Source organism: Microbacterium sp. ET2 (genome assembly GCF_030347395.1).
Lineage (GTDB): Bacteria > Actinomycetota > Actinomycetes > Actinomycetales > Microbacteriaceae > Microbacterium > Microbacterium albipurpureum.
The window spans coordinates 342,360-361,862 of sequence record NZ_CP128170.1; the positions used below are offsets into that span (position 1 = coordinate 342,360).

At 70.1% G+C, this 19,503-nt stretch carries 22 protein-coding genes; 13 read left to right on the plus strand and 9 right to left on the minus strand.

All coding sequences use genetic code 11. From position 1 onward, the window contains the following. Positions 1–121 precede the first annotated feature (121 nt). The 6 genes from QSU92_RS01715 to QSU92_RS01740 are packed head-to-tail and all read left to right on the plus strand — an operon-like array spanning position 122 to position 6,682. Positions 122–814, plus strand: coding sequence for an NUDIX hydrolase (locus QSU92_RS01715; RefSeq protein WP_289264475.1), 693 nt, complete (start codon positions 122–124; stop codon positions 812–814). Further along, positions 811–2,130: a quinolinate synthase NadA gene (nadA, locus tag QSU92_RS01720; protein WP_289264476.1), complete on the plus strand. Its 1,320-nt coding sequence runs from the start codon at positions 811–813 to the stop codon at positions 2,128–2,130. The genes QSU92_RS01715 and nadA overlap by 4 nt, the downstream gene beginning before the upstream one ends. Further along, entirely contained in the window at positions 2,127–3,728 is a 1,602-nt protein-coding gene (nadB, locus tag QSU92_RS01725; protein ID WP_289264477.1) for an L-aspartate oxidase, read from the plus strand. Before nadA ends, nadB begins: the two co-directional genes overlap by 4 nt. After that, positions 3,722–4,588, plus strand: coding sequence for a carboxylating nicotinate-nucleotide diphosphorylase (gene nadC, locus QSU92_RS01730; protein WP_289264478.1), 867 nt, complete (start codon positions 3,722–3,724; stop codon positions 4,586–4,588). Before nadB ends, nadC begins: the two co-directional genes overlap by 7 nt. Before the next feature lie 16 nt (positions 4,589–4,604). Further along, complete coding sequence (locus QSU92_RS01735) at positions 4,605–5,744, plus strand: cysteine desulfurase family protein (protein ID WP_289265784.1); 1,140 nt, start codon at positions 4,605–4,607, stop codon at positions 5,742–5,744. Further along, a complete protein-coding gene (locus QSU92_RS01740; protein ID WP_289264479.1) occupies positions 5,741–6,682 on the plus strand; it encodes a glycosyltransferase family 2 protein in 942 nt (313 codons plus the stop codon). Before QSU92_RS01735 ends, QSU92_RS01740 begins: the two co-directional genes overlap by 4 nt. Before the next feature lie 40 nt (positions 6,683–6,722). Here QSU92_RS01740 and QSU92_RS01745 read toward each other — a convergent pair whose 3' ends face one another. Then, positions 6,723–8,765: an ABC transporter ATP-binding protein gene (locus tag QSU92_RS01745; RefSeq protein ID WP_289265785.1), complete on the minus strand. Its 2,043-nt coding sequence runs from the start codon at positions 8,763–8,765 to the stop codon at positions 6,723–6,725. Between the two features lie 57 nt (positions 8,766–8,822). Here QSU92_RS01745 and QSU92_RS01750 point away from each other — a divergent pair, with 57 nt between their 5' ends. The 3 genes from QSU92_RS01750 (at position 8,823) to QSU92_RS01760 (ending at position 11,329) form a co-directional block, all read left to right on the plus strand. Beyond that, on the plus strand, positions 8,823–9,032 hold the full coding sequence (locus QSU92_RS01750) for a hypothetical protein (RefSeq protein WP_289264480.1): 210 nt from the start codon (positions 8,823–8,825) through the stop codon (positions 9,030–9,032). A 141-nt stretch (positions 9,033–9,173) separates the two neighbouring features. Next, positions 9,174–10,691, plus strand: coding sequence for an MDR family MFS transporter (locus QSU92_RS01755; RefSeq protein ID WP_289264481.1), 1,518 nt, complete (start codon positions 9,174–9,176; stop codon positions 10,689–10,691). An 89-nt stretch (positions 10,692–10,780) separates the two neighbouring features. Next, positions 10,781–11,329, plus strand: coding sequence for a type 1 glutamine amidotransferase domain-containing protein (locus tag QSU92_RS01760; RefSeq protein ID WP_289264482.1), 549 nt, complete (start codon positions 10,781–10,783; stop codon positions 11,327–11,329). 36 nt (positions 11,330–11,365) lie between these two features. Here QSU92_RS01760 and QSU92_RS01765 read toward each other — a convergent pair whose 3' ends face one another. Together QSU92_RS01765 and QSU92_RS01770 are read right to left on the minus strand one after the other, a co-directional pair. After that, the gene (locus QSU92_RS01765) at positions 11,366–11,506 is read right to left on the minus strand and encodes a hypothetical protein (RefSeq protein ID WP_289264483.1); all 141 of its coding nucleotides are present in this window, start codon (positions 11,504–11,506) and stop codon (positions 11,366–11,368) included. 41 nt (positions 11,507–11,547) lie between these two features. Next, positions 11,548–12,396 (minus strand): DNA-formamidopyrimidine glycosylase family protein, encoded by an 849-nt coding sequence (locus tag QSU92_RS01770; RefSeq protein WP_289264484.1) that lies wholly within the window; start codon positions 12,394–12,396, stop codon positions 11,548–11,550. A gap of 57 nt (positions 12,397–12,453) precedes the next feature. Between QSU92_RS01770 and QSU92_RS01775 the strand changes: the two genes are divergently transcribed. After that, a complete protein-coding gene (locus QSU92_RS01775) occupies positions 12,454–12,816 on the plus strand; it encodes a hypothetical protein (protein WP_289264485.1) in 363 nt (120 codons plus the stop codon). On the opposite strand, the gene QSU92_RS01780 is transcribed toward QSU92_RS01775, so the two are convergent. The 4 genes from QSU92_RS01780 to QSU92_RS01795 all read right to left on the minus strand — a co-directional run bounded on the left by QSU92_RS01780 (position 12,813) and on the right by QSU92_RS01795 (position 15,127). Continuing rightward, positions 12,813–13,142 (minus strand): hypothetical protein, encoded by a 330-nt coding sequence (locus QSU92_RS01780; protein WP_289264486.1) that lies wholly within the window; start codon positions 13,140–13,142, stop codon positions 12,813–12,815. The genes QSU92_RS01775 and QSU92_RS01780 overlap by 4 nt on opposite strands. 126 nt (positions 13,143–13,268) lie before the next feature. After that, a complete protein-coding gene (locus QSU92_RS01785; protein ID WP_289264487.1) occupies positions 13,269–13,832 on the minus strand; it encodes an alpha/beta fold hydrolase in 564 nt (187 codons plus the stop codon). 72 nt (positions 13,833–13,904) lie between these two features. After that, positions 13,905–14,618, minus strand: a complete 714-nt coding sequence (locus QSU92_RS01790; protein WP_289264488.1) for an anti-sigma factor — start codon at positions 14,616–14,618, stop codon at positions 13,905–13,907. Then, entirely contained in the window at positions 14,615–15,127 is a 513-nt protein-coding gene (locus QSU92_RS01795) for a sigma-70 family RNA polymerase sigma factor (RefSeq protein ID WP_289264489.1), read from the minus strand. The genes QSU92_RS01790 and QSU92_RS01795 overlap by 4 nt, the downstream gene beginning before the upstream one ends. A 227-nt stretch (positions 15,128–15,354) precedes the next feature. Between QSU92_RS01795 and QSU92_RS01800 the strand changes: the two genes are divergently transcribed. The 3 genes from QSU92_RS01800 (at position 15,355) to QSU92_RS01810 (ending at position 17,386) form a co-directional block, all read left to right on the plus strand. After that, a complete protein-coding gene (locus QSU92_RS01800; RefSeq protein WP_289264490.1) occupies positions 15,355–16,068 on the plus strand; it encodes a CHRD domain-containing protein in 714 nt (237 codons plus the stop codon). Then, the gene (locus tag QSU92_RS01805) at positions 16,065–16,709 is read left to right on the plus strand and encodes a class F sortase (protein ID WP_289264491.1); all 645 of its coding nucleotides are present in this window, start codon (positions 16,065–16,067) and stop codon (positions 16,707–16,709) included. Before QSU92_RS01800 ends, QSU92_RS01805 begins: the two co-directional genes overlap by 4 nt. Before the next feature lie 113 nt (positions 16,710–16,822). Next, complete coding sequence (locus QSU92_RS01810; protein WP_289264492.1) at positions 16,823–17,386, plus strand: hypothetical protein; 564 nt, start codon at positions 16,823–16,825, stop codon at positions 17,384–17,386. Between the two features lie 230 nt (positions 17,387–17,616). On the opposite strand, the gene ychF is transcribed toward QSU92_RS01810, so the two are convergent. Further along, positions 17,617–18,690, minus strand: coding sequence for a redox-regulated ATPase YchF (gene ychF, locus QSU92_RS01815; RefSeq protein WP_289264493.1), 1,074 nt, complete (start codon positions 18,688–18,690; stop codon positions 17,617–17,619). 42 nt (positions 18,691–18,732) lie between these two features. Next, positions 18,733–19,479 (minus strand): class I SAM-dependent methyltransferase, encoded by a 747-nt coding sequence (locus tag QSU92_RS01820; RefSeq protein ID WP_289264494.1) that lies wholly within the window; start codon positions 19,477–19,479, stop codon positions 18,733–18,735. Positions 19,480–19,503 lie beyond the last annotated feature (24 nt).

The window sequence follows — 19,503 nt, forward strand, 5'->3', positions numbered from 1 at the left end:
GCCACCAGCGTACGGCGCCCGCCTGTGACATCACCGAGGCGCCGCCGTCCGACGTCGCATTTGCCTTCAGGTCGGGATGACAATAAGATGATGGCGCACTTAGAGTCAGGATGACACGAAGATGAGCCCGGATGAAGACATGACCCGCGTCGCGGTGTCGACCGTGATCTTCTCGCTGCGCGCGCGCCGGCCCGGGCTCCCTCCGTCGGTCGTCCTCCCGCTCGTGAAGCGCACCCGGGACCCGTTCGAAGGCCTGTGGGCGCTGCCGGGCGGATGGCTGGACGTCTCCGAGGGACTGGACGCCGCGGCATCCCGCACTCTCGGCGAGACCACCGGACTCGCTCCCAGCTACCTCGAGCAGCTCTACGCGTTCGGTGCGGTGGACCGCTCGCCGACCCGTGTCGTGTCGATCGTGTACTGGGCTCTGCTGCGACCCGAGGAGGTCTCCGACGTCGAGAACGTCGGGTGGTTCGACGCCGCCGATCTCCCCCGGCTGGCGTTCGACCACAACGAGATCGTCGACTACGCGCTGTGGCGCCTGCGCAACAAGGTCGGCTACAGCCGGATCGCGCACGGCCTCCTCGCCGACGAGTTCACCCTCGCCGAGCTCCGCGAGGTGTACGAAGCGATCCTCGATCGCAAGCTCGACCCCGCCAACTTCCGCCGCCAGGTCGACACCTCCGCCACCCTCATCCCCACCGACCGGTTCCGCACCGGCAGTCACCGTCCCGCCCGTCTGTACCGCTACAACCGCGATGTGGAGCTCGCCGACCGCGGGCCCCTGTCGCGCTCGCCCGAAATGAGTGACCGATGACCACCCTCATTCCCACCCTTGCGCTCCGCGAGCCCATCGACCCGTCGGTCGATCACGAGATCCAGGCGATCGTGTCGGGCCGGTCGACGACCGAGACCTGTGCGACCGATCTGTCCGCCGGCCCCTGGACCTTCGACACACGGCCGGGCTACGGGCCGGGATCGTCGATGGGCGATGTGATCCCCACCGGGGCCCCACGCCAGGGTGAACTGCCGCTCGAGTACCGCGAGGCCTCCGAGGCCGAGCTCGCCGATCGCATCCGGGCCGCCAAGGCCACCCTCGGCGAGCGGGTCGTCGTGCTCGGGCACTTCTACCAGCGCGAGGAGGTGATCGCCCACGCCGACTACGTCGGCGACTCGTTCCAGCTGGCCAACGCCGCTTTGGCGCACCCGCACGCGGAGGCGATCGTCTTCTGCGGCGTGCACTTCATGGCCGAGACCGCCGACCTGCTCTCAGGCCCCGAGCAGGCGGTGATCCTCCCCAACCTCGCCGCAGGCTGCTCGATGGCCGACATGGCCGACATCGATCAGGTCGAGGACTGCTGGGAGCAGCTCGCCGATGTCTACGGCGACCTGGACGCCCCGGATGAGAACGGGCTCGTTCCGGTCATCCCGGTGACCTATATGAATTCCTCCGCGGCCATCAAGGGATTCGTCGGCCGCCACGGGGGCATCGTGTGCACCTCGTCGAACGCGCGGACCGTGCTGGAGTGGGCCTTCGCCCGCGGGCACCGCGTGCTCTTCTTCCCCGACCAGCACCTCGGACGCAACACCGCCAAGGCGATGGGCGTGCCGCTGGAGCAGATGCCCCTGTGGAATCCGCGGAAACCGCTCGGCGGCAGCACTCCGACCGAGCTCGCGGACGCCCGCGTCCTCCTCTGGCACGGGTTCTGCTCGGTGCACCGACGTTTCACCGTCGAGCAGATCGACCGGGCCCGCGCGGAGCACCCCGGTGTGCGCGTCATCGTCCACCCCGAGTGCCCGATGGCCGTCGTGGACGCCGCCGACGAGGCGGGGTCGACCGACTACATCCGCAAGGCCATCCAGGCGGCGACCGAACCGACCACCTTCGCCATCGGCACCGAGATCAACTTGGTGCAGCGGCTCGCCGCCGAGCATCCGCAGCACACCATCTTCTGCCTCGACCCCGTGGTGTGCCCGTGCTCGACGATGTACCGCATCCACCCCGGGTACCTCGCGTGGGTGCTCGAAGGACTCGTCCGCGGCGAGGTGCAGAACCGGATCACGGTCCCCGCCGATGTCGCAGACCCCGCCCGTGTGGCACTCGAGCGGATGCTGGCGGCCAAGCCCTCATGAACGCCACCACCGCACCCGCCGTGCACGCCGTCGTCGTCGGCAGCGGGATCGCCGGCCTCACCGCCGCGCTCCATGCCGTGAAGCGCGGATGCCGCGTGACCCTCGTCACCAAGGACGTCCTCGAGCACGCCAACACCCGCTACGCCCAGGGCGGGATCGCCGGGGTGATGTTCGACGACGACCGGATCGAGGACCACATCCGCGACACGATCACCGCCGGGGCGGGTCTCAGCGATCCCGACGCCGTCCGCGTCCTCGCCGCGGAGGGCCCTGCGCGCATCCGCGATCTGATCGCGCTCGGTGTGGCGTTCGACCGGGCTCCCGACGGCACCCTCGTGAAGGGGCTCGAGGCGGCGCACTCCTACCCGCGAATCCTTCACGCCGGAGGGGATGCCACGGGCACCGCCGTCGAGAAGGCGCTCGTCGCGCGTCTGCGCGAGAGCGGCGTGACGGTCGTGGAGCACGCGTTCCTCGTCGACCTCGCCGTCGACGCGGGGCGGGTGCGAGGGGTGAAGCTGCTCGTCGGCGGGTCCGCAGACCGGATGGGTGAGCGCCGTCTCCTCGCCGCCGACGCGGTGGTGCTCGCCACCGGTGGCGCGGGAGAGCTGTACTCCCACTCCACGAACCCGTCGGTGGCCACCGGCGACGGCATCGCCGCGGCGCTGCGCGCCGGCGCCGCCGTCACCGACCTGGAGTTCTTCCAGTTCCACCCCACCGTTCTTCCCGAGGACGATCAGGGCGAGGCCTTCCTCGTCTCCGAGGCGGTGAGAGGCGAGGGTGCCACGCTCATCGACGACGCCGGCCGCCGCTTCGTGTTCGACGTCCACCCCGACGGTGAGCTCGCCCCGCGCGATGTCGTCGCGGCGGCGATCGCGCAACGGATGGCCCGTCAGGACGGGCGTCCGGTGCGGCTGGATGCCACGCATCTGCGGCCGACCCTCACCGAGCGACGCGCGTTCCTCGCTCGGCGCTTCCCTACGATCGACGCCGCCGTGCACCGCCGAGGGTGGGACTGGGCGGCCGAGCCCGTGCCTGTCACGCCTGCGGCGCACTACCTGATGGGGGGCGTCGTGACCGACCTCCGCGGGCGCACGTCGCTCCCCGGTCTCTACGCGGTCGGCGAAGTGGCGCGCACCGGCGTCCACGGCGCGAACCGGCTGGCCTCCAACTCGCTGCTCGAGGGCGCCGTGTTCGGCGCACGAGCGGGTGACACGATCGCCGCGGACACCGCGCGCGACTGGCCGTCCACGCCGGGCGTCGTCCCGAACGCCACGCCGGCCCTCCCGATCGCCGTTGTCGCTCCTCCTCCCTTCGACCGCGCAGCCTTGCAGGACCTCCTGTGGACGCTCGCGGGGCTCGTCCGCACGGAGCGGGGCCTCGCCGAGGCAGCCGCCGTCCTCCGCGCCTGGAGCGCTGCGGCCCCCGCCGCGTCGACCGAGCGGGAGTACGAGGATGCGAACCTCCTCCTCGTCGGCACGCACCTCGTCGCGGCAGCACGCGCGCGTCGGGAGTCCATCGGAGCGCACGTCCGCGCTGACGCGTCGAGGCCGGTCTCCTCGGCGCCGACCGAGCCGATGGCACGGGCGGCATCATGCTGACGCCGGCCTCGATCGACCGCGTCGTCGCCGCGGCACTTGCCGAAGACGCACCGTGGGGCGATCTGACCAGCACCGCGTTCATCCCCGAGGCGGCGACGGCGCGCGCCGAGCTCATCGCCCGCGAAGCCGGTGTCGCCAGCGGCCTCACCGTCTTCGCCGCGGCCTTCGGGCTCACCGACCCCGTCATCACGGTGATCGCTCAGGTGGAGGACGGCGCCCGCTTCGAGCCCGGTGCCGTGCTCGCCGTCGTCGAGGGGCCTGCCCGCGGCATCCTGACCGCCGAGCGGGTCGCGTTGAATCTGACCCAGCGGATGTCGGGGATCGCCACCCTGACCGCTCGGTACGTCTCGGAGGTCGCGCACACACGGGCCCGTATCGCAGACACCCGGAAGACCACGCCGGGCCTGCGCGCGCTCGAGCGCCAGGCGGTGCGCGACGGCGGCGGACACAACCACCGCTTCTCACTGTCGGACGCGGTGATGGTCAAGGACAACCACCTGGCGGTCCTCACCGCGGGCGGCGCCTCGGTCACCGATGCCCTCCGCACCGCGATGGCGAGCCTCCCCCACACCACCCACGTCGAGGTCGAGGTCGACCGCCTCGATCAGATCGAACCCGTGCTCGCCGCGAACGTGGACACGATCATGCTCGACAACTTCTCCCTCGACGATCTCCGTCGCGGGGTCGAGGTCGTCGCCGGTCGGGCCATCGTCGAAGCATCGGGTGGGGTGTCGCTCCAGACGGTGGGCGCCATCGCCGAGACCGGGGTCGACGTCGTCTCGGTGGGAGCTCTCACGCATTCGGCCCGCGCGCTGGATCTGGGGCTGGACATCCGGGTCTCCGCTGCCGGGACCACCTGACGGGCGCCCGATGTCACTGCTCTACCTCGACAATGCCGCTACGACCCCGGTGCGTCCAGAGGTCCTGGAGGCTATGGCGCCCTACCTCACCCGGTGGTTCGGAAACCCGTCGAGCCACCACACCGTCGGCGAGTCGGCTGCCGCCGCCCTCGAAGACGCCCGCGCGCGCGTCGCCCGGATCGTGGGAATGCGGCCAGGCGACATCGTCTTCACCTCGGGCGGCACCGAGGCCGACAACCTCGCGGTGAAGGGGATCGCCATCGCGGCCCAGCAGCATCGCGGCGCGCGACACGTGGTGACCTCGCCCATCGAGCACGAGGCCATCCTGAAGTCGGTGGACTTCCTCAGGCGCATCCACGGCTTCGCGGTGACGATGCTCCCCGTCGACCACGACGGCCGGATCGACCCCGCGGAGGTCTCCCGCGCACTGCGGGATGACACGGCGCTCGTCGCCGTCGGCTACGCCAACAACGAAGTGGGCACGGTGCAGGATGTCACGGCGATCGCCGCCGTGACCGGCGCACGACGCATCCCCCTTCACCTCGATGCCGTCCAGGCCGCGGGGTGGCTGCCTCTCGCCGGCACCGGCGCCGACAGTCTCGCGATCGCCGGCCACAAGCTCGGCGCGCCCAAGGGAACAGGAGCCCTCGCCGTGCGGGGCCGCGTCCCCCTCGAACCGCTGTTCCACGGCGGCGGGCAGGAGCGAGGACGTCGCAGCGGCACCGAGGACGTCGCGGGCGCGGTGGCCCTCGCCACGGCGCTCGACCTCGCCGAGGCCGAGCGGGGTACGAGCAGCGCGCGGGTGAGAGCCACGCGGGAGCGCTTCATCGCCGCCGTGCGCAGCCGGGTGCCCGAGGCCCTCCTCACCGGCCACCCCGCGGAGCGGCTTCCCGGGACCGCGAGCTTCGTCTTCCCCGGCACCTCCGGGGAGGCGATCCTCCTCGAGCTCGAACGACGCGGAGTGGTGTCCTCCAGTGGATCGGCGTGTGCGGCAGGCAGCGACGAACCTTCGCACGTCCTGCTCGCCATGGGATACCCGCCCGAGGTCGCGCAGACCGCCGTGCGGTTCAGCTTCTCCCCCCACTCCCACGTGGAGGCGGACGGGCTGGCCGACCAGGTCGCCGCGGCCGTCCGGGCGGTACGATCGGCCCCGTGACACCCGCCCTCACCGTCATCGTCCCGGGTTTCGACGTCGGGCCCTGGGTGGGTGAGGCGCTGGCCTCGCTGCGGTCTCAGACGTTCCGCGAGTGGCGCGCCGTCCTCGTCGACGACGCCTCCACCGACGACACCCTCGAGATCTTCACGCGCGCCGCCGCGCAGGACGAGCGGTTCTCCGTCATCCGCCACGCCGAACGGCGGGGCCTGGCCGCCGCCCGCAACACCGGGCTCGACGCGGTGGACACCCCCTACCTGGCCTTCCTCGACGGCGACGATCGGTTCACCCCCACCGCCCTCGAGCGCCTCCTCACCGTCCTCGACGACACCGGCAGCGACTTCGTCGTCGGCGCCTACGTGCGGCTCCGACCCGATGAGACGGGGGCCTACGCCGCCGGACCGGTTCAGCCGTGGGTCACCGCCGCAACCCACCCCGAGCGTCGGCGCACCTCCCTGGAGGAGCACCCCGCGGCATCCGGCAACATCGTCGCCTGGTCCAAGGTCAGCAGGCACGACTTCTGGCAGCGCGCGGGCTTGCGCTTCCCCGAAGGACGACTGTACGAGGACCAGATCCTCGCCCAGCGGATGTACGCCGCCGCGCGGGCGTTCGATGTCATCCCCGACGTCGTCGTGGAGTGGCGCGAACGCGCGGACGGATCGTCGATCACCCAGCACAGGGAGGTCCTGCCGGTGCTGCGCGACTATCTCGACGGACTTCGCGGCGGTCTCGAGATCCTGGATGCCGCGGGGCATCCGGCCGCCGTGCGCGCGCGGATCGAGCTCATCCTCACCCTGGATCTCCCACCCCTCGTCACCATCGCGCGCTCGCATGACGACGACGCCTACCGACGGGCGCTCGGGGTCTTCATCCGCGAGCTGCAGGGGCGGGGCCCGGACCGCGCCGTCTCGCCGGAGGTATCGGCCGCCGCGCTCTGGTGATCTCAGGGCCCGGTGGTGATCTCGGGGGCCCGTGGTGATCTCAGGGAAGAGGGCGGTCGGGGAGGACGACGACGGGCTCGGTGAGGAGCCGCGCGACCTCCTCCCGATCGCGTCGCAGGTCGGCGTCGGTCTGCCGATCCCCCGTCTCGTCCGGCGCGCGGTCCGCTCGGCGGTCGGGGAGGTCGGCCGGTTCATCTTCGGCCTCCGCCTCGAGCACGCGCGTGGTGGCGAGCTGCTGCGCGGCGAGCTCGGCGTAGAGTCCCCCCTCGGCCACGAGTCGGCTGTGCGTCCCCGACTCCACGATGCGCCCGGCCTCGATCACATGGATGACGTCGGCGGCGATCACCGTCGAGAGCCGGTGGGCGATCGAAAGGGTGGTGCGCCCCCGGGCGGCGGCGTCCAGCGCCTCCTGCACGACCCGTTCCGAGACGGTGTCGAGGGCTGAGGTCGCCTCGTCGAGGAGGAGGACGGGCGGGTCCTTCAGCAGCACGCGCGCGATGGCGATGCGCTGCTTCTCACCGCCTGACAGCCGATACCCCCGCTCCCCGACCACGGTGTCGTACCCGCGCTCGAATCCGGCGATGACATGGTGGATGTTCGCGGCGCGGCACGCCGCCTCCAGCTCGGCATCGGTCGCGTCGGGCTTGGCGTATCGCAGGTTCTGCCGGATGGTGGCGTGGAACAGGTACGTCTCCTGGGAGACGATCCCGATCCGGTCGATGATCGACTCCTGTGTGAGATGCCGCACGTCCTCTCCGGCGAAGAGTACGGCGCCGTCTCCTGCCTCGTAGAGGCGGGGGGTGAGGTAGAGCACCGTCGTCTTGCCCGCACCCGAGGGGCCGACGAAGGCGATGTGCTGCCCGGGCTCCGCCACGAACGAGATCCCGGCGAGCGTCGGACGTGTGTCGGGTGCCGCGTCGGGGTAGCGGAACACGACGTCGCGGAACTCGATCCGCCCGACCGGTCCTGGTGCGTCGGCGACGTCGATCGCGTCGGGAGCGTCCTGGATCGCCGGCGTGAGGTCGAGGTACTCGAAGATGCGGGCGAACAGCGCGGCCGAGGTCTGCAGGTCCAACGCCACGCGCATGAGACCCATGAGCGGCATGAGCAGACGCGCCTGCACGGTGGTGAACGCCACGATCGTCCCCGCGGTGATGGCATCGGCGCCGCCGGTCACCAGCAGTCCCGCCACGAGGTAGATGAGGGCCGGCACGCTGGACATGAGCACCTGGACGACGGCGAAGAAGCCTTGACCGCTCATCGCGCGACGGACCTGCAGGCGCACCTGGTTGACGTTCTCGTCGGCGTACCGGGCCGACTCCGTGCGCTGTCGGTTGAAGGACTTCGACAGCAGGATGCCCGAGACGCTCAGCGTCTCCTGCGTGATGGAGGTCAGCTCCGACAGCGACTCCTGGGTCTCTCCGGCGATCCGCGCGCGCACCTGCCCGACCCGGCGCTGCACGATGACGAGGAACGGCATCATGATCACCGCGATGATCGTGAGCCGCCAGTCGATGATGATCATCGCGACGAGCGAGGCGATGACGGTGACGACGTTGCCGAGGATGCTCGTCACGGTGTTGGTGAGCACCCCCGACACGCCGCCGACGTCGTTCTGCAGGCGGGATTGGATGACACCCGTCTTCGTCCGGGTGAAGAACGCGAGCTCCATCGCCTGGAGGTGGTCGAAGAGGCGCACCCGCAGATCGCCGGTGACCCGGTTACCCACGGTCGAAGTCAACCACGTCTGGACGACGCCGAGCACGGCGGAGAGCAGGAACAGGCCGATCATGATGGCGACGAGCCGAGCGAGGAGGGGGATGTCGGGCGATCCCCCGTCGACGGGGAACAGGGCGTCGTCGAAGATCCGCTGCACCAGCAGCGGCGGGATGACCGCGACGCCGGCGCCGACGACGACGAGGATGCCCGTCAGGGTGATCCTCCCGAGGTACGGCCGGAAGAGGGCCACGACGCGGCGGCCCAGGTTCGGGATCTTCGGCGCCTCGGCGTTCAGTCGGCGCTGCGCCTCGATGTCGACCGGCCGGAAGCCGCCGGGAGCTCCCCCACCGCCACCACCGCGCATACTCACCTTCGCCAGCCTACTGACGCCCACCCCCACCGGATCGGTAGGGTGTGACCTATGAGCGAGACCACTCCGGAACAGCCCGCACGCGACGGTGAGGACCTCGCCGAGATCCGCGCCGAGATCGACGAGCTGAAGGCCGTGCCGGAGGAGGAGCTGGTCTCCCCGACCCCCGCGGCCCTGCTCGCCGCCGAGCCCGAGCCCGAGCCCACCGACCCGATCGGGTCGGCGGACGACGACGACACGGAGCCGACCACCGAGCACTGACCGTCGGATTCGAACGGATTCACCTCCGAGGGGAATGCCCTGTCGGAGGTGGCGGTTAGCTTCAGACAGTTCTCACGGATGACGGGTGCACCCGCGTCATCCGTCATCCTTCGCCTTCTTCCGCCCGCCCTGAGGAGCCCCGTGGCAGCCACCGACACCATCCCCACCGCCGGCGCCGTCCGCGACTCCGCGCCACCCGCCACGCTCAGCCCCATCGAGAGCCGCATCATCTGGCTCCTGCTGGCCGCCGCCTTCGTCGCGATCCTGAACGAGACCACGATGGGCATCGCGATCCCGCGTCTCATCGTCGACCTCGGCATCACCGCCGTCGCCGCGCAGTGGCTCACGACCGCCTTCATGCTGACGATGGCCGTCGTCATCCCCATCACCGGCTTCCTCCTGCGCCGATTCACGACTCGACAGATGTTCATCGCCGCGATGACCCTGTTCTCGCTCGGCACGCTCATCGCGTTCCTGGCCCCCGGCTTCCCGATGCTCCTGGTCGCACGCGTCGTACAGGCGTCGGGAACGGCGATCATGATGCCGCTGCTCATGACGACGATCATGAACGTCGTCCCGCCGCAGTCCCGCGGACGCATGATGGGGCGCGTCAGCATCGTCATCTCGCTCGCCCCGGCCATCGGCCCGTCGCTGTCGGGCTTCCTCATCGACACCGTCGGCTGGCGTTGGAACTTCGGCGTGGTCCTCCCGATCGCCCTGGTCGCCCTCGCTGTCGGCGCGATCTGGATCCGCAACCTCGGCGAGACCACGCGCGCCCCGATCGACGTGCTCTCCGTCATCCTCTCCGCCCTCGGTTTCGGCGGCCTGGTCTACGGCCTGAGCCAGATCGGCGGCGCCGCGGAGGCACACGGCGGCACCGCCGCCGAGGCGGCTACGGCGTCCACCACCGCGACCGTCTCCCTCATCGTGGCGTTCTCGGTCGGCGTGGTGGCCCTTGCGCTCTTCGCGTGGCGGCAGATCCGGCTGCAGCGCACCGACGACGCCCTCCTCGATCTGCGGGTGTTCACCTTCCGCAACTTCAGCTTCGCCACCGGTCACATGACGCTCCTCTCGGCGGCGTTCTTCGGCATCATCACGGTGCTGCCGCTCTACGCGCAGAACGTAGTCGGGCTCGACCCGTTCATGTCAGGCCTCATCGTCCTCCCGGGCGCCCTGGCGATGGGCCTGGCCGGACCCATCGTGGGGCGCATCTACGATCGGCACGGCACCCGCGTACTCCTCGTCCCCGGCACCGTCATCGCCGTCGGCATGCTGTGGGTCTTCACGACCTTCACCGCGACGACGCCGATCTGGGCCATCGCCGTGGGCCAGACCGCGCTGTCGATCGGACTGGCGCTGTCGTTCACTCCGCTGTTCACCGCATCGCTGGCCTCCCTCGACCGGAAGTACTACTCCTACGGCTCTGCCGTGGTCGGGACGGTGCAGCAGGTCGCCGGAGCTGCCGGCATCGCCCTGTTCATCACGGTGATGTCCGGCGTCCAGTCCGCCGCGGAGGCGACCGGGGCCTCCGACGCGGGCGCGCAGGGTGCTCACGCAGCCTTCCTCCTCGCGGCGATCGTGTCGCTGCCGCTGCTGTTCAGCGCGTTCCTGGTGCGCAAGCCCGCCGACGAGAGGCTGCCACTGCCCGCTCCGCACTGAGGCCTAGCCGTCGAGGGCGGCCGGGGCAAGCCCGGGCGCGGAGGCGACCGACCGACCTAGCGTGGGAGCAACCCACGAAAGGAAGTGTCATGGCCGATCTGGACGGCAAGACCGTCGCGTTCCTCCTCACCGACGGTTACGAGGACAGTGAGTTGACCAGTCCCTGGCAGGCGGTGACCGACGCCGGTGCTCAGGCGCAGCTGGTCTCGCCCGCATCGGGCAGCGTGACCGGCAAGAAGGGACACGAGCAGGCGGTCGACATGTCTGCCGCTGATGCCGACGCGGCGTCCTACGATGCGCTCGTCCTGCCCGGCGGCGTCGTGAACGCCGATCACCTGCGGATGGATGACGCGTCGGTGGCCTTCGCGCGCGCCTTCTTCTCGCAGCACAAGCCGGTCGGCGTCATCTGCCACGGCGCCTGGATCCTCATCGAAGCGGGCGCCGTCGACGGCCGAACCCTCACGAGCTACCCGAGCCTGAAGACCGATCTGACCAATGCCGGTGCCCGCTGGGTGGACGAGGAGGTCGTCGTCGACCAGGGCTTGGTGTCCAGCCGCACACCGGATGATCTGCCGGCCTTCAACGCGAAGGTGGTCGAGGAGATCGCCGAGGGAACTCACGCCGGCCAGACGATCTGACCGGCGCGCGGGGGTGGTGAGGCGGAGCCTGAGCGATCAGACGCCGCAGGCGCCGCCCCCGCAGCACGACCCCGCTAAGCTCGGCTCACCCAGGAGGTTCTCACCCGGGACGAGGGGCTTGGCGTCCTCGACGCTCTGCGCGGTGGGGATCTCGGTGGCGGAGGTGTGAGCAGTCATCCCTCCATGCTAATCCGATCCCCGGAGCTCGGACGCTCGACTCAGTCGATGGAGCCCTGACAGACCGGGCAGTACTGCGCCGCGCCCTTCGATCCCGGCACGTCCTCCACGATGCCCCCGCAGACCGGACAGGCCTCGCCCGTCCGCCCGTGCACCCTCATCGACGCGGCCTTGGCCTGCTTCATGCGCGGCAGTGGGATGCTGCGTCGTGCGCGGACCGCCTCGGAGAGCTCGTCGCGGATCGCCTCGAACAGCACCTCGCGCTCGGTGTCGTCGAGGGCGGCCGCATGGGTCGTCGGGGCGATCTTCGCGCGATGCAGGATCTCGTCGGAGTAGGCGTTGCCGATGCCGGAGATGCTCTCCTGCTCCTGCAGGAGGGCTTTGGGCTGTTTGCGCCGGCCGACGGTGATCCTGTCGAAGTCGGCCCGTGTGTAGGTCGGCGACATCGGGTCGGGTCCGAGCTTCTTCACCGCCGGCACGTCCTGGGGGTGATCGACGAGCGACAGAGCGAGGGAGAGCCACTCGCCGGCGTCGGTGAACTCCAGAGCGGTGCGGTCGTCGAGGTCGAGCGTGGCGATCACCGCGGCCGGAGGTGACGAGGGATCCGGCGGCTCGACGGTGTCGCCGTCGCCTCGCTCCCCCTCCACGCGATGCCGGACCCACCCGGCGCGACCGAGGGTGACGACGAGGTCTCCCCGATCGGTGTCGACGTCGAGGTGCTTGCCGAAGCGGGTGACGCCGGTGATCGTCGCGCCGATGAGCCCCTCCGCCGGCCGGTCCCGGGTCTTCCACGAGCGGAATTCACCCACGTCCACACCGATGATCCGGCGATGGGTCACCGCGTCGTCGAGAACGTCGGCGAGAACCTGCACTTCGGGCGACTCGGGCATGCGGTCATCCTTTCATCGACGGCCGCGATGCGGCATCCGCGTGTCTACAATCGCCGGATGACGACCGCGACGATCTGGTGTCGGAGCAGAAGCGCGGGGGCCGTCTGCACCCGGCCCGCCGGTCACCCGGGCCTTCACAACCGTGTCGGCACCGGGAGGATGTGGTCGAACGCGCAAGCCGATGCCCCGCGCTGTTCAGGAAGCGGCAGGCGCGCGTCCGCCGCCCCTTCGCTGCCGGGCGGGTTCCCGAACGGCAAGGCGGTGTGTCCGGTCTGCTGGGGGTTCGTCGCACTCGAGGGCGGCGCGCTCTGCGACCATGACGCGTACACCCGACCGGCCGACGACGACGACGCCGCAGATCGCGCCGCATGGTTCAACGCGTACGGCTGGTCCGACGGGGACGCGGAGTCGTCGATCTAGAACTCCTCGCCCCAGTTCAGCCCCTCACCCGAATCGGAGGCAACCCGCATCACAGGTCGCTGCTCTCGTGTCAGGGACTGCAGCTGCGCCACGACATCGGGTGCCGAGAGCTCTGCCCCGGACAGCGGGGCGTCCTTCACCACGATCTGGCTCGCGGGTCCCACCAGGAACGTCGCTCCGACCGTGGAGCCGTCGGGCTCGCGGACCGGGATCTCGACGATGTGTGCGGCGTGGGCGGCGCCGAGGGACTCGCTGTATTCGAGGAGGGCTGTGGCGAGGTCATCCCCCGTCAGGAACTCGCTCCCGGCGTAGACGACGACTTTCATGTCTCTTGTCTACTCCGCGGGAAAAGCCTGAGGGGCCCCCTTGCAAACCCGGCGCCGGCGAGGTACTCGTGCCGGCGACGGGTTCGTGCGGCGTGCGGAAGTGCGTCGGCAGCAGCGGCGGGGCGGTCAGTCCCAGTCGAGGTACTCCTCGATGAACAGCGCCGTCTCGATCGGATGCGACATCGGGAAGAGGTGATCGCCCGAAACCGTCCGGACCGTCGCCCGGTCGGCGGCCGACGTCTGGAGACGCGCACCGTTCTCGGGCGGGGTCTCGGCGTCATCCGTCCCCTGGATGATCAGGACCGGAATGCCGGGTGCGAGCGGAAGATCGGCGTCCTCGGCGCCCAGGAGCAGCAGTCCATCGACTCGCGCGGTGTGCTCAGCCGCCACCGCCCGGGCGACGGTGCCCCCGGGGCCGTGTCCACCGACCCAGGTATCGTCGAGACCCACGTGATCGAGGACGGCCATGACGTCCGCGACACGCTCGGCGACACTCGCGTCGCCGCCGGCAGGCTCATCGATGCGGATGACGCGGAACCCGGCCTCCTCGGCGAGATAGTGCGCGATGGCGCCCAGCGCGTCGCCCTCGAGGCTGTGTTCGGGAATGAGGACGAGCGAGACCGGTCCTTCGCCCTCGTCGATGAACGGGATGACGCGCGCGTCGCGCGTGACGCTCTGCAGGTCGGGCATCAGGATCCTCTCGAGTCGGGCGGCGGGCGCTGGGCGCCGGACAATGCCTCGAGGAGCCTACCCGGTGGTGCGTCAGGCCTCGGGCAGGTCTGCTTGCGCGAGGATCGATCGATCCTCCGCGCGCACCTCGAGACGCACGGCCTCGGTGCGCATCAGGGCGGCATTGAGGCGACATTCGATCGGCACCTCCGAGCCGAGCATCGCCCCCGCGGAGTACTCCACCCCCGATTCGTCGATCAGGACGACCTCGTAGGTCGCTCCGACGTCGAGCCCCGTGGCTTCGACCACCGTCTCGGTCCCCCAGGTGTGCGCCACGAGGTCCGCCTCGATCTCGACGTCATCGGGGACGCCGTCGAGAGCGACCGGTTCGATCGCGCCGAGAGTGCCGGGCGGTCCCGACGGCGTCGTCACCGCCGGGTCGGGCCAGGAGACGCCGATGGCGATCCCGACGACCAGGCACGCCGCGGCCACGATCGGGGCGAGCCACCGACGCGAGCGCCGGGCCGGCGCGGCGGTCACCGTCGACCGCATACCCCGCGACTCGGTCTCGGCGTCGACGGCACGGAGGATGCGGTCACCGAGCGCGTCGATATCGCGTGGGGGCGTCCAGGTGACATCTCCCTCGCGGAGCCGATTCGACAACGTTGCCAGCTCGCGGAACTCGTCCTCCACGTCGGGACGACGTCGCCGCAGCGCCTCCCACTCCTCGACTTCGCCCGGCGTCAGTTCGCCGGCGAGGGCTGCCGCCATCAGCTCGGCGATGCGGTCATCGGGGGTGCGCATCATTCCTCCTCCGTTCCCTGGAGATGTCTGCGAAGGGCCCTGAGCCCGTGAAACGCCCGCGTCCGCCACGTGGCCACGGGGATGCCGGTGGCGTCTGCGAGCTCCTGATAGCTGCGCCCCTCGACGTGCACCGCCACGACGACCGTACGATGCGCGTCACTGAGAGCCGCCAGGCCTTCGATGATGCCAAGCCTCTCCAGGGGGTCGATGGCGTCGGCCATCCGTGTCTCCAGCTCTGCGTCGTCGCCGATGCGCGGCAGGCGTGCACGGGCCCGGAGTGCGTCCACGATGACGTTCCGGGCTATCGCGAACAGCCAGGTGCGCTCGGTCGCCCGGGCCGCGTCGAAGCGGTCACGGGACCGCCATGCGCGCAGGAACGTCTCCTGTACGCAGTCCTCGGCGAGTGGACGGTCGCGGAGGGCGTTGACGGCATAACCCAGGAGAGCGTTGCCGTTCTCGGCGAAGGCCCGTCGAACGTCGAAGTCCTCCGGTGGGCGCGGGTCCGAGATCATCCTCTCCCCCTCGCCCCGTCGTGCGGTGATTCCCACACCATCTCCTCACAGGCTAGTGATCGCCCGGGCGCCGGAACGGCCTCGCGATCATCAGGTGTTACCGCCCGCGGCGTCCATCCGTTCATCGAGAAAGAAAAATCTGCGCGCCGATGAACGCACGCCCTTCGCGCCTCGTAGACCCCGACAACGGATGCGACCGGCGCGTCCAGATCGGAAGGTTCGAGGAAATGACGAAGAAGACATCCGCCCGTCTCGTGACGATCGGTGCCCTGGCCGGCGTAGCCGCCCTCACCGTCGCGATGCCCGCCCACGCCGAGACCGCGGTCGAGGAGCCGGACACATTCACCAGCGCGTTCACCGTCATGGCGACTCCGGATCAGGTCATCAACAACGACGGCGTCGCCGCGCCCGGGCAGGAGGGTGCAACGGGGACGTTCACGTTCCGCATCAATTCCGAGTTGGAGATCATCTGCTACGACATCCGCCTGGAGGGTGTCAGCGGCGACTACCAGAGCCCGGCCAAGACGGCCACGCACATCCACGAGGCTGCGGCGGGTCAGCCGGGACCGCCGCGGATCGCGTTCCCGAACCCTGAGCCGGTGGGTGACGGACCGCGCACCTCCTCGGGATGCCTCCAGGGACCGTTCACGACGGGCGTCGAGGTTGACGGCGCCGACACCGGCGACGGATTCTCCCTCGCGGAGATCGAAGCGAACCCCGCCGGATTCACCGGCGACTCGCACACCGTCGATTACGCGGCGGGCGTCGTACGCGGGCAGCTCTCAGCCATCCCCGTCGGCGGAGTGGACACCGGCGCCGGCGGAACCGCCGACACCGGCATCTCACCCCTCGGCATCGGCGGGGCCGCGCTGGCCGTCGCCGGTCTCGGGGTCGGCGCTGCGGTCGTCGTGAACCGCCGCCGGCAGGCCGCCACTCGGTGATCCGACCGCGGTCGGCCGCGCAGCGTCCATTCTGGGGGGAATGGGCGCTGCGCGGCGCGCTCGCGGCCGTGCTTGTGCTGGCGATCGGCAGCGCCGCCGCGTGCGCGACGCAGCGTTCGGCGGACTCACCGCCGCCCGCCTCGCCGGCGGTGAGCCAGGCCGCGCCGACGCCTTCGTCCGAGCCGGAGGCGCAAGCCCTTCCCCCTGCGCGGGTCTCCGTGCCGTCGATCAGTCTCGACGAGCCGCTCATCGACCTCGGCCTGAATGCCGACGGCTCGATGCAGGTACCGACCGACTTCGACGAGGTCGGATGGTTCACCGGTGGCGGTCGCCCGGGAGGAACCGGTCCGGTGGTGATCGCCGGGCACGTCGATTCGCCGACCGGGCCCGCCGTGTTCGTGCGTCTTCGCGATGTGCAGGTCGGTGATCTCGTGGAGGTTGTGGACACGGCCGGCACGGCGCACGCGTACGTGGTGACGGAGACGACGGACTATCCGAAGTCCGCTTTCCCGACCGCGGCGGTGTTCGGAGCCGTCGTCACCGACGAACTCCGCCTCATCACATGCGGCGGGGTGTTCGACCAGGACGCCGGATCGTACGTGGACAACAGGGTCGTGTACGCCCAGCGCGTGGTTCCCTGATCAGTCGTTGAAGCAGAACTCCACCACGTCACCGTCCTACGCTCTTCCGGCGCGGCGCCCTCCTTCGCCGGAAACGACGACCAGCAGGAGCGGACATGGCTTAGGCTTCGCGCATGGAGCGGCGCCGATTTCTGCTTGCCGGCCTTGCCGCCGCGTCAATGATCGCGTTCGTGGGATGTTCAGACGCCGAAACCGACGTGCCGCAGACCCCTGCGGCAGTGGCCACGTACGAGTACCGCTACGGCGACGGTGCGAACGCGGCGCCGATCGTCGGAGTCCTCGATTTCAGCAGCGGCTGCGTGCGGTTCGAGGACGGCTCGGTACCTGTCTTCGCGAGCGCTGCCATTGAGTGGGTGGGCGACGCGCTGCTCATCGAAGGCGACCCGTATCGTGACGGCGATCTGCTCGATTCCGGCGGCGGCGAGTATTCCCAACCGCTGAAGGAGGGCCTTTCCATCCCGACGGAGTGCGAGGGACACCGGTACCTCGGCATCGGGCCGTCTCGAGACTTCATGCGCAGCTTTCCGCCGCCCGTCGCGAGACCGTGTCATGGTGAGTTCATCGCCGACGTCGATACGAGCGCTGAAGGCGCGGCATCCCCGGCGGAAGCAGCGGACGCCGGCGGATGGATAGTCTCCGGACTGAACTGCGCGAGCCCGTCCGACACAACCGGCTGAGCTGGGGCCACTCGGTCCAAGATCAGGTGCTCGCGACACCGTCGGTGGTGTGAGACGCACCGGACCCAGGGAGACGTCCGCAGACGTCTACCTATGACGTCGCCGTCCTGCGCACGGCCGATGTGCCTACCGTTGAGATAGCAGTGCGGCCTCAGCGCCGTCACCGTGGACCGAGTGCTCGCGGGAGGAGCGCTCTTCGGCTTACCGAAGTCGTGACCTCATTCGACCGATCAGTTGTTGAAGCGGAACTCCACCACGTCGCCGTCCTGCATGACGTAATCCTTGCCCTCGAGGCGCGCCTTGCCCTTTGCACGGGCTTCGGCGACGGAGCCGAGGGCGACGAGGTCGTCGAAGGAGATCACCTCGGCCTTGATGAAGCCCTTCTCGAAATCGGTGTGGATGACACCGGCCGCCTGCGGCGCCTTCCAGCCCTTGCCGATCGTCCAGGCACGAGCCTCTTTCGGCCCCGCGGTCAGGTAGGTCTGAAGGCCCAGGGTGGCGAAGCCGATGCGGGCGAGCTGGTCGAGGCCCGACTCGGTCTGTCCCGTGGAGGCCAGCAGCTCGGCGGCATCCTCGGGGTCGAGATCGATCAGCTCCGACTCGATCTTCGCGTCCAGGAACACCGCCTGCGCCGGGGCCACCAGGGCGGCGAGCTCGGCCTTGCGTGCCTCGTCGGTGAGGACGGCCTCATCGACGTTGAAGACGAAGATGAAGGGCTTGGCCGTGAGAAGGCCCAGCTCCCTGATCGGCGACAAATCGAGTCCGGAGGCCGACAGCAGCACGCCCTTCTGGAGCGCGTCCTGAGCGGCGACGGCGGTCTCGAGCACGGCGGGGTCGAGCTTCTTGCCCTTCACCTCCTTCTCGTACCGGGTGATGGCCTTCTCCAGCGTCTGAAGGTCGGCCAGCTGAAGCTCGGCGTTGATCGTCTCCATATCGCCGGCGGGGTTCACTGCTCCGTCGACGTGCACCACGTCATCGTCGGCGAAACCGCGCACCACCTGGGCGATGGCGTCGGCCTCGCGGATGTTGGCGAGGAACTGGTTTCCCAGCCCCTCCCCCTCGCTCGCGCCGCGGACGATGCCGGCGATGTCGACGAACGACACCGCCGCGGGCACCACACGCTCGCTGTGAAAGACTTCGGCGAGAGCATCCAGGCGCGGATCGGGCAGGTTCACCACCCCCACGTTCGGCTCGATCGTCGCGAACGGGTAGTTCGCTGCGAGCACCTGGTTCTTGGTGAGGGCGTTGAAGAGCGTCGATTTGCCGACGTTGGGTAGACCGACGATTCCGATGGTGAGAGCCACGGGCATCCAGCCTACCGGCGGCGCGCGGCGTCGCCGACGCCGTCAGCGACGCACGACCCCTCGGAAGGCCTCGGTGCGATAGGGAAGCTCCACGACGCCGTTCTGGGCGAGTTCGTCGAACAGCGCTCCGACCTCGTCGAGGATCCTCCGACGCGCGGTCACCTCGGCGGTGATGACAGAGCTGCGCGAGGCGGCCATATCGAGGAAGGCCTCGCGCCTGAGGGGGCGATGCCACTCCCAGACGCGCGTGTCGAATGCCTCGAAGCGCGGATGCGGCCTGGGACCGCCCTCCGAGATAAGCTGCTCCGCCGAGGACCCGTGCATGATCCCGGTGAGGCGGTGCACCCAGGCGACGCGCTCGTCGCGGACGTTCCAGACAAGACCCAGGACGCCGCCCTCGCGCAGCACCCGGCCCGCTTCGACGGCGCCGGCGACCGGATCGACCCAGTGCCATGCCTGACCGCCGACGACGGCGTCGACCGATGCGTCGGGGAGCGGCATCCGCTCTGCTGTTCCGACGAACGCAGGGGTTCCGGGAACACGTCGCCGCAGCTCCGCCAGCATGTCGGCATCGGGGTCGACCGCGACGACCTCCGCTTCGAGCTCACGAAGGACTCGGGTGAGCTTGCCCGTTCCCGCGCCCACGTCTGCGACCCGCGGACGCCGCCCGGGCTCGGTCACGGGCTCGAGGAGCCACGCGACCGCCTCCGCGGGGTAGTCAGGGCGGCCGCTCTCGTAGCGAGTGGCCTCGCGTCCGAACGAGGTGGACATCTCCTCACGGCTGACCATCCCCCGAGCCTACGCCGACACGAT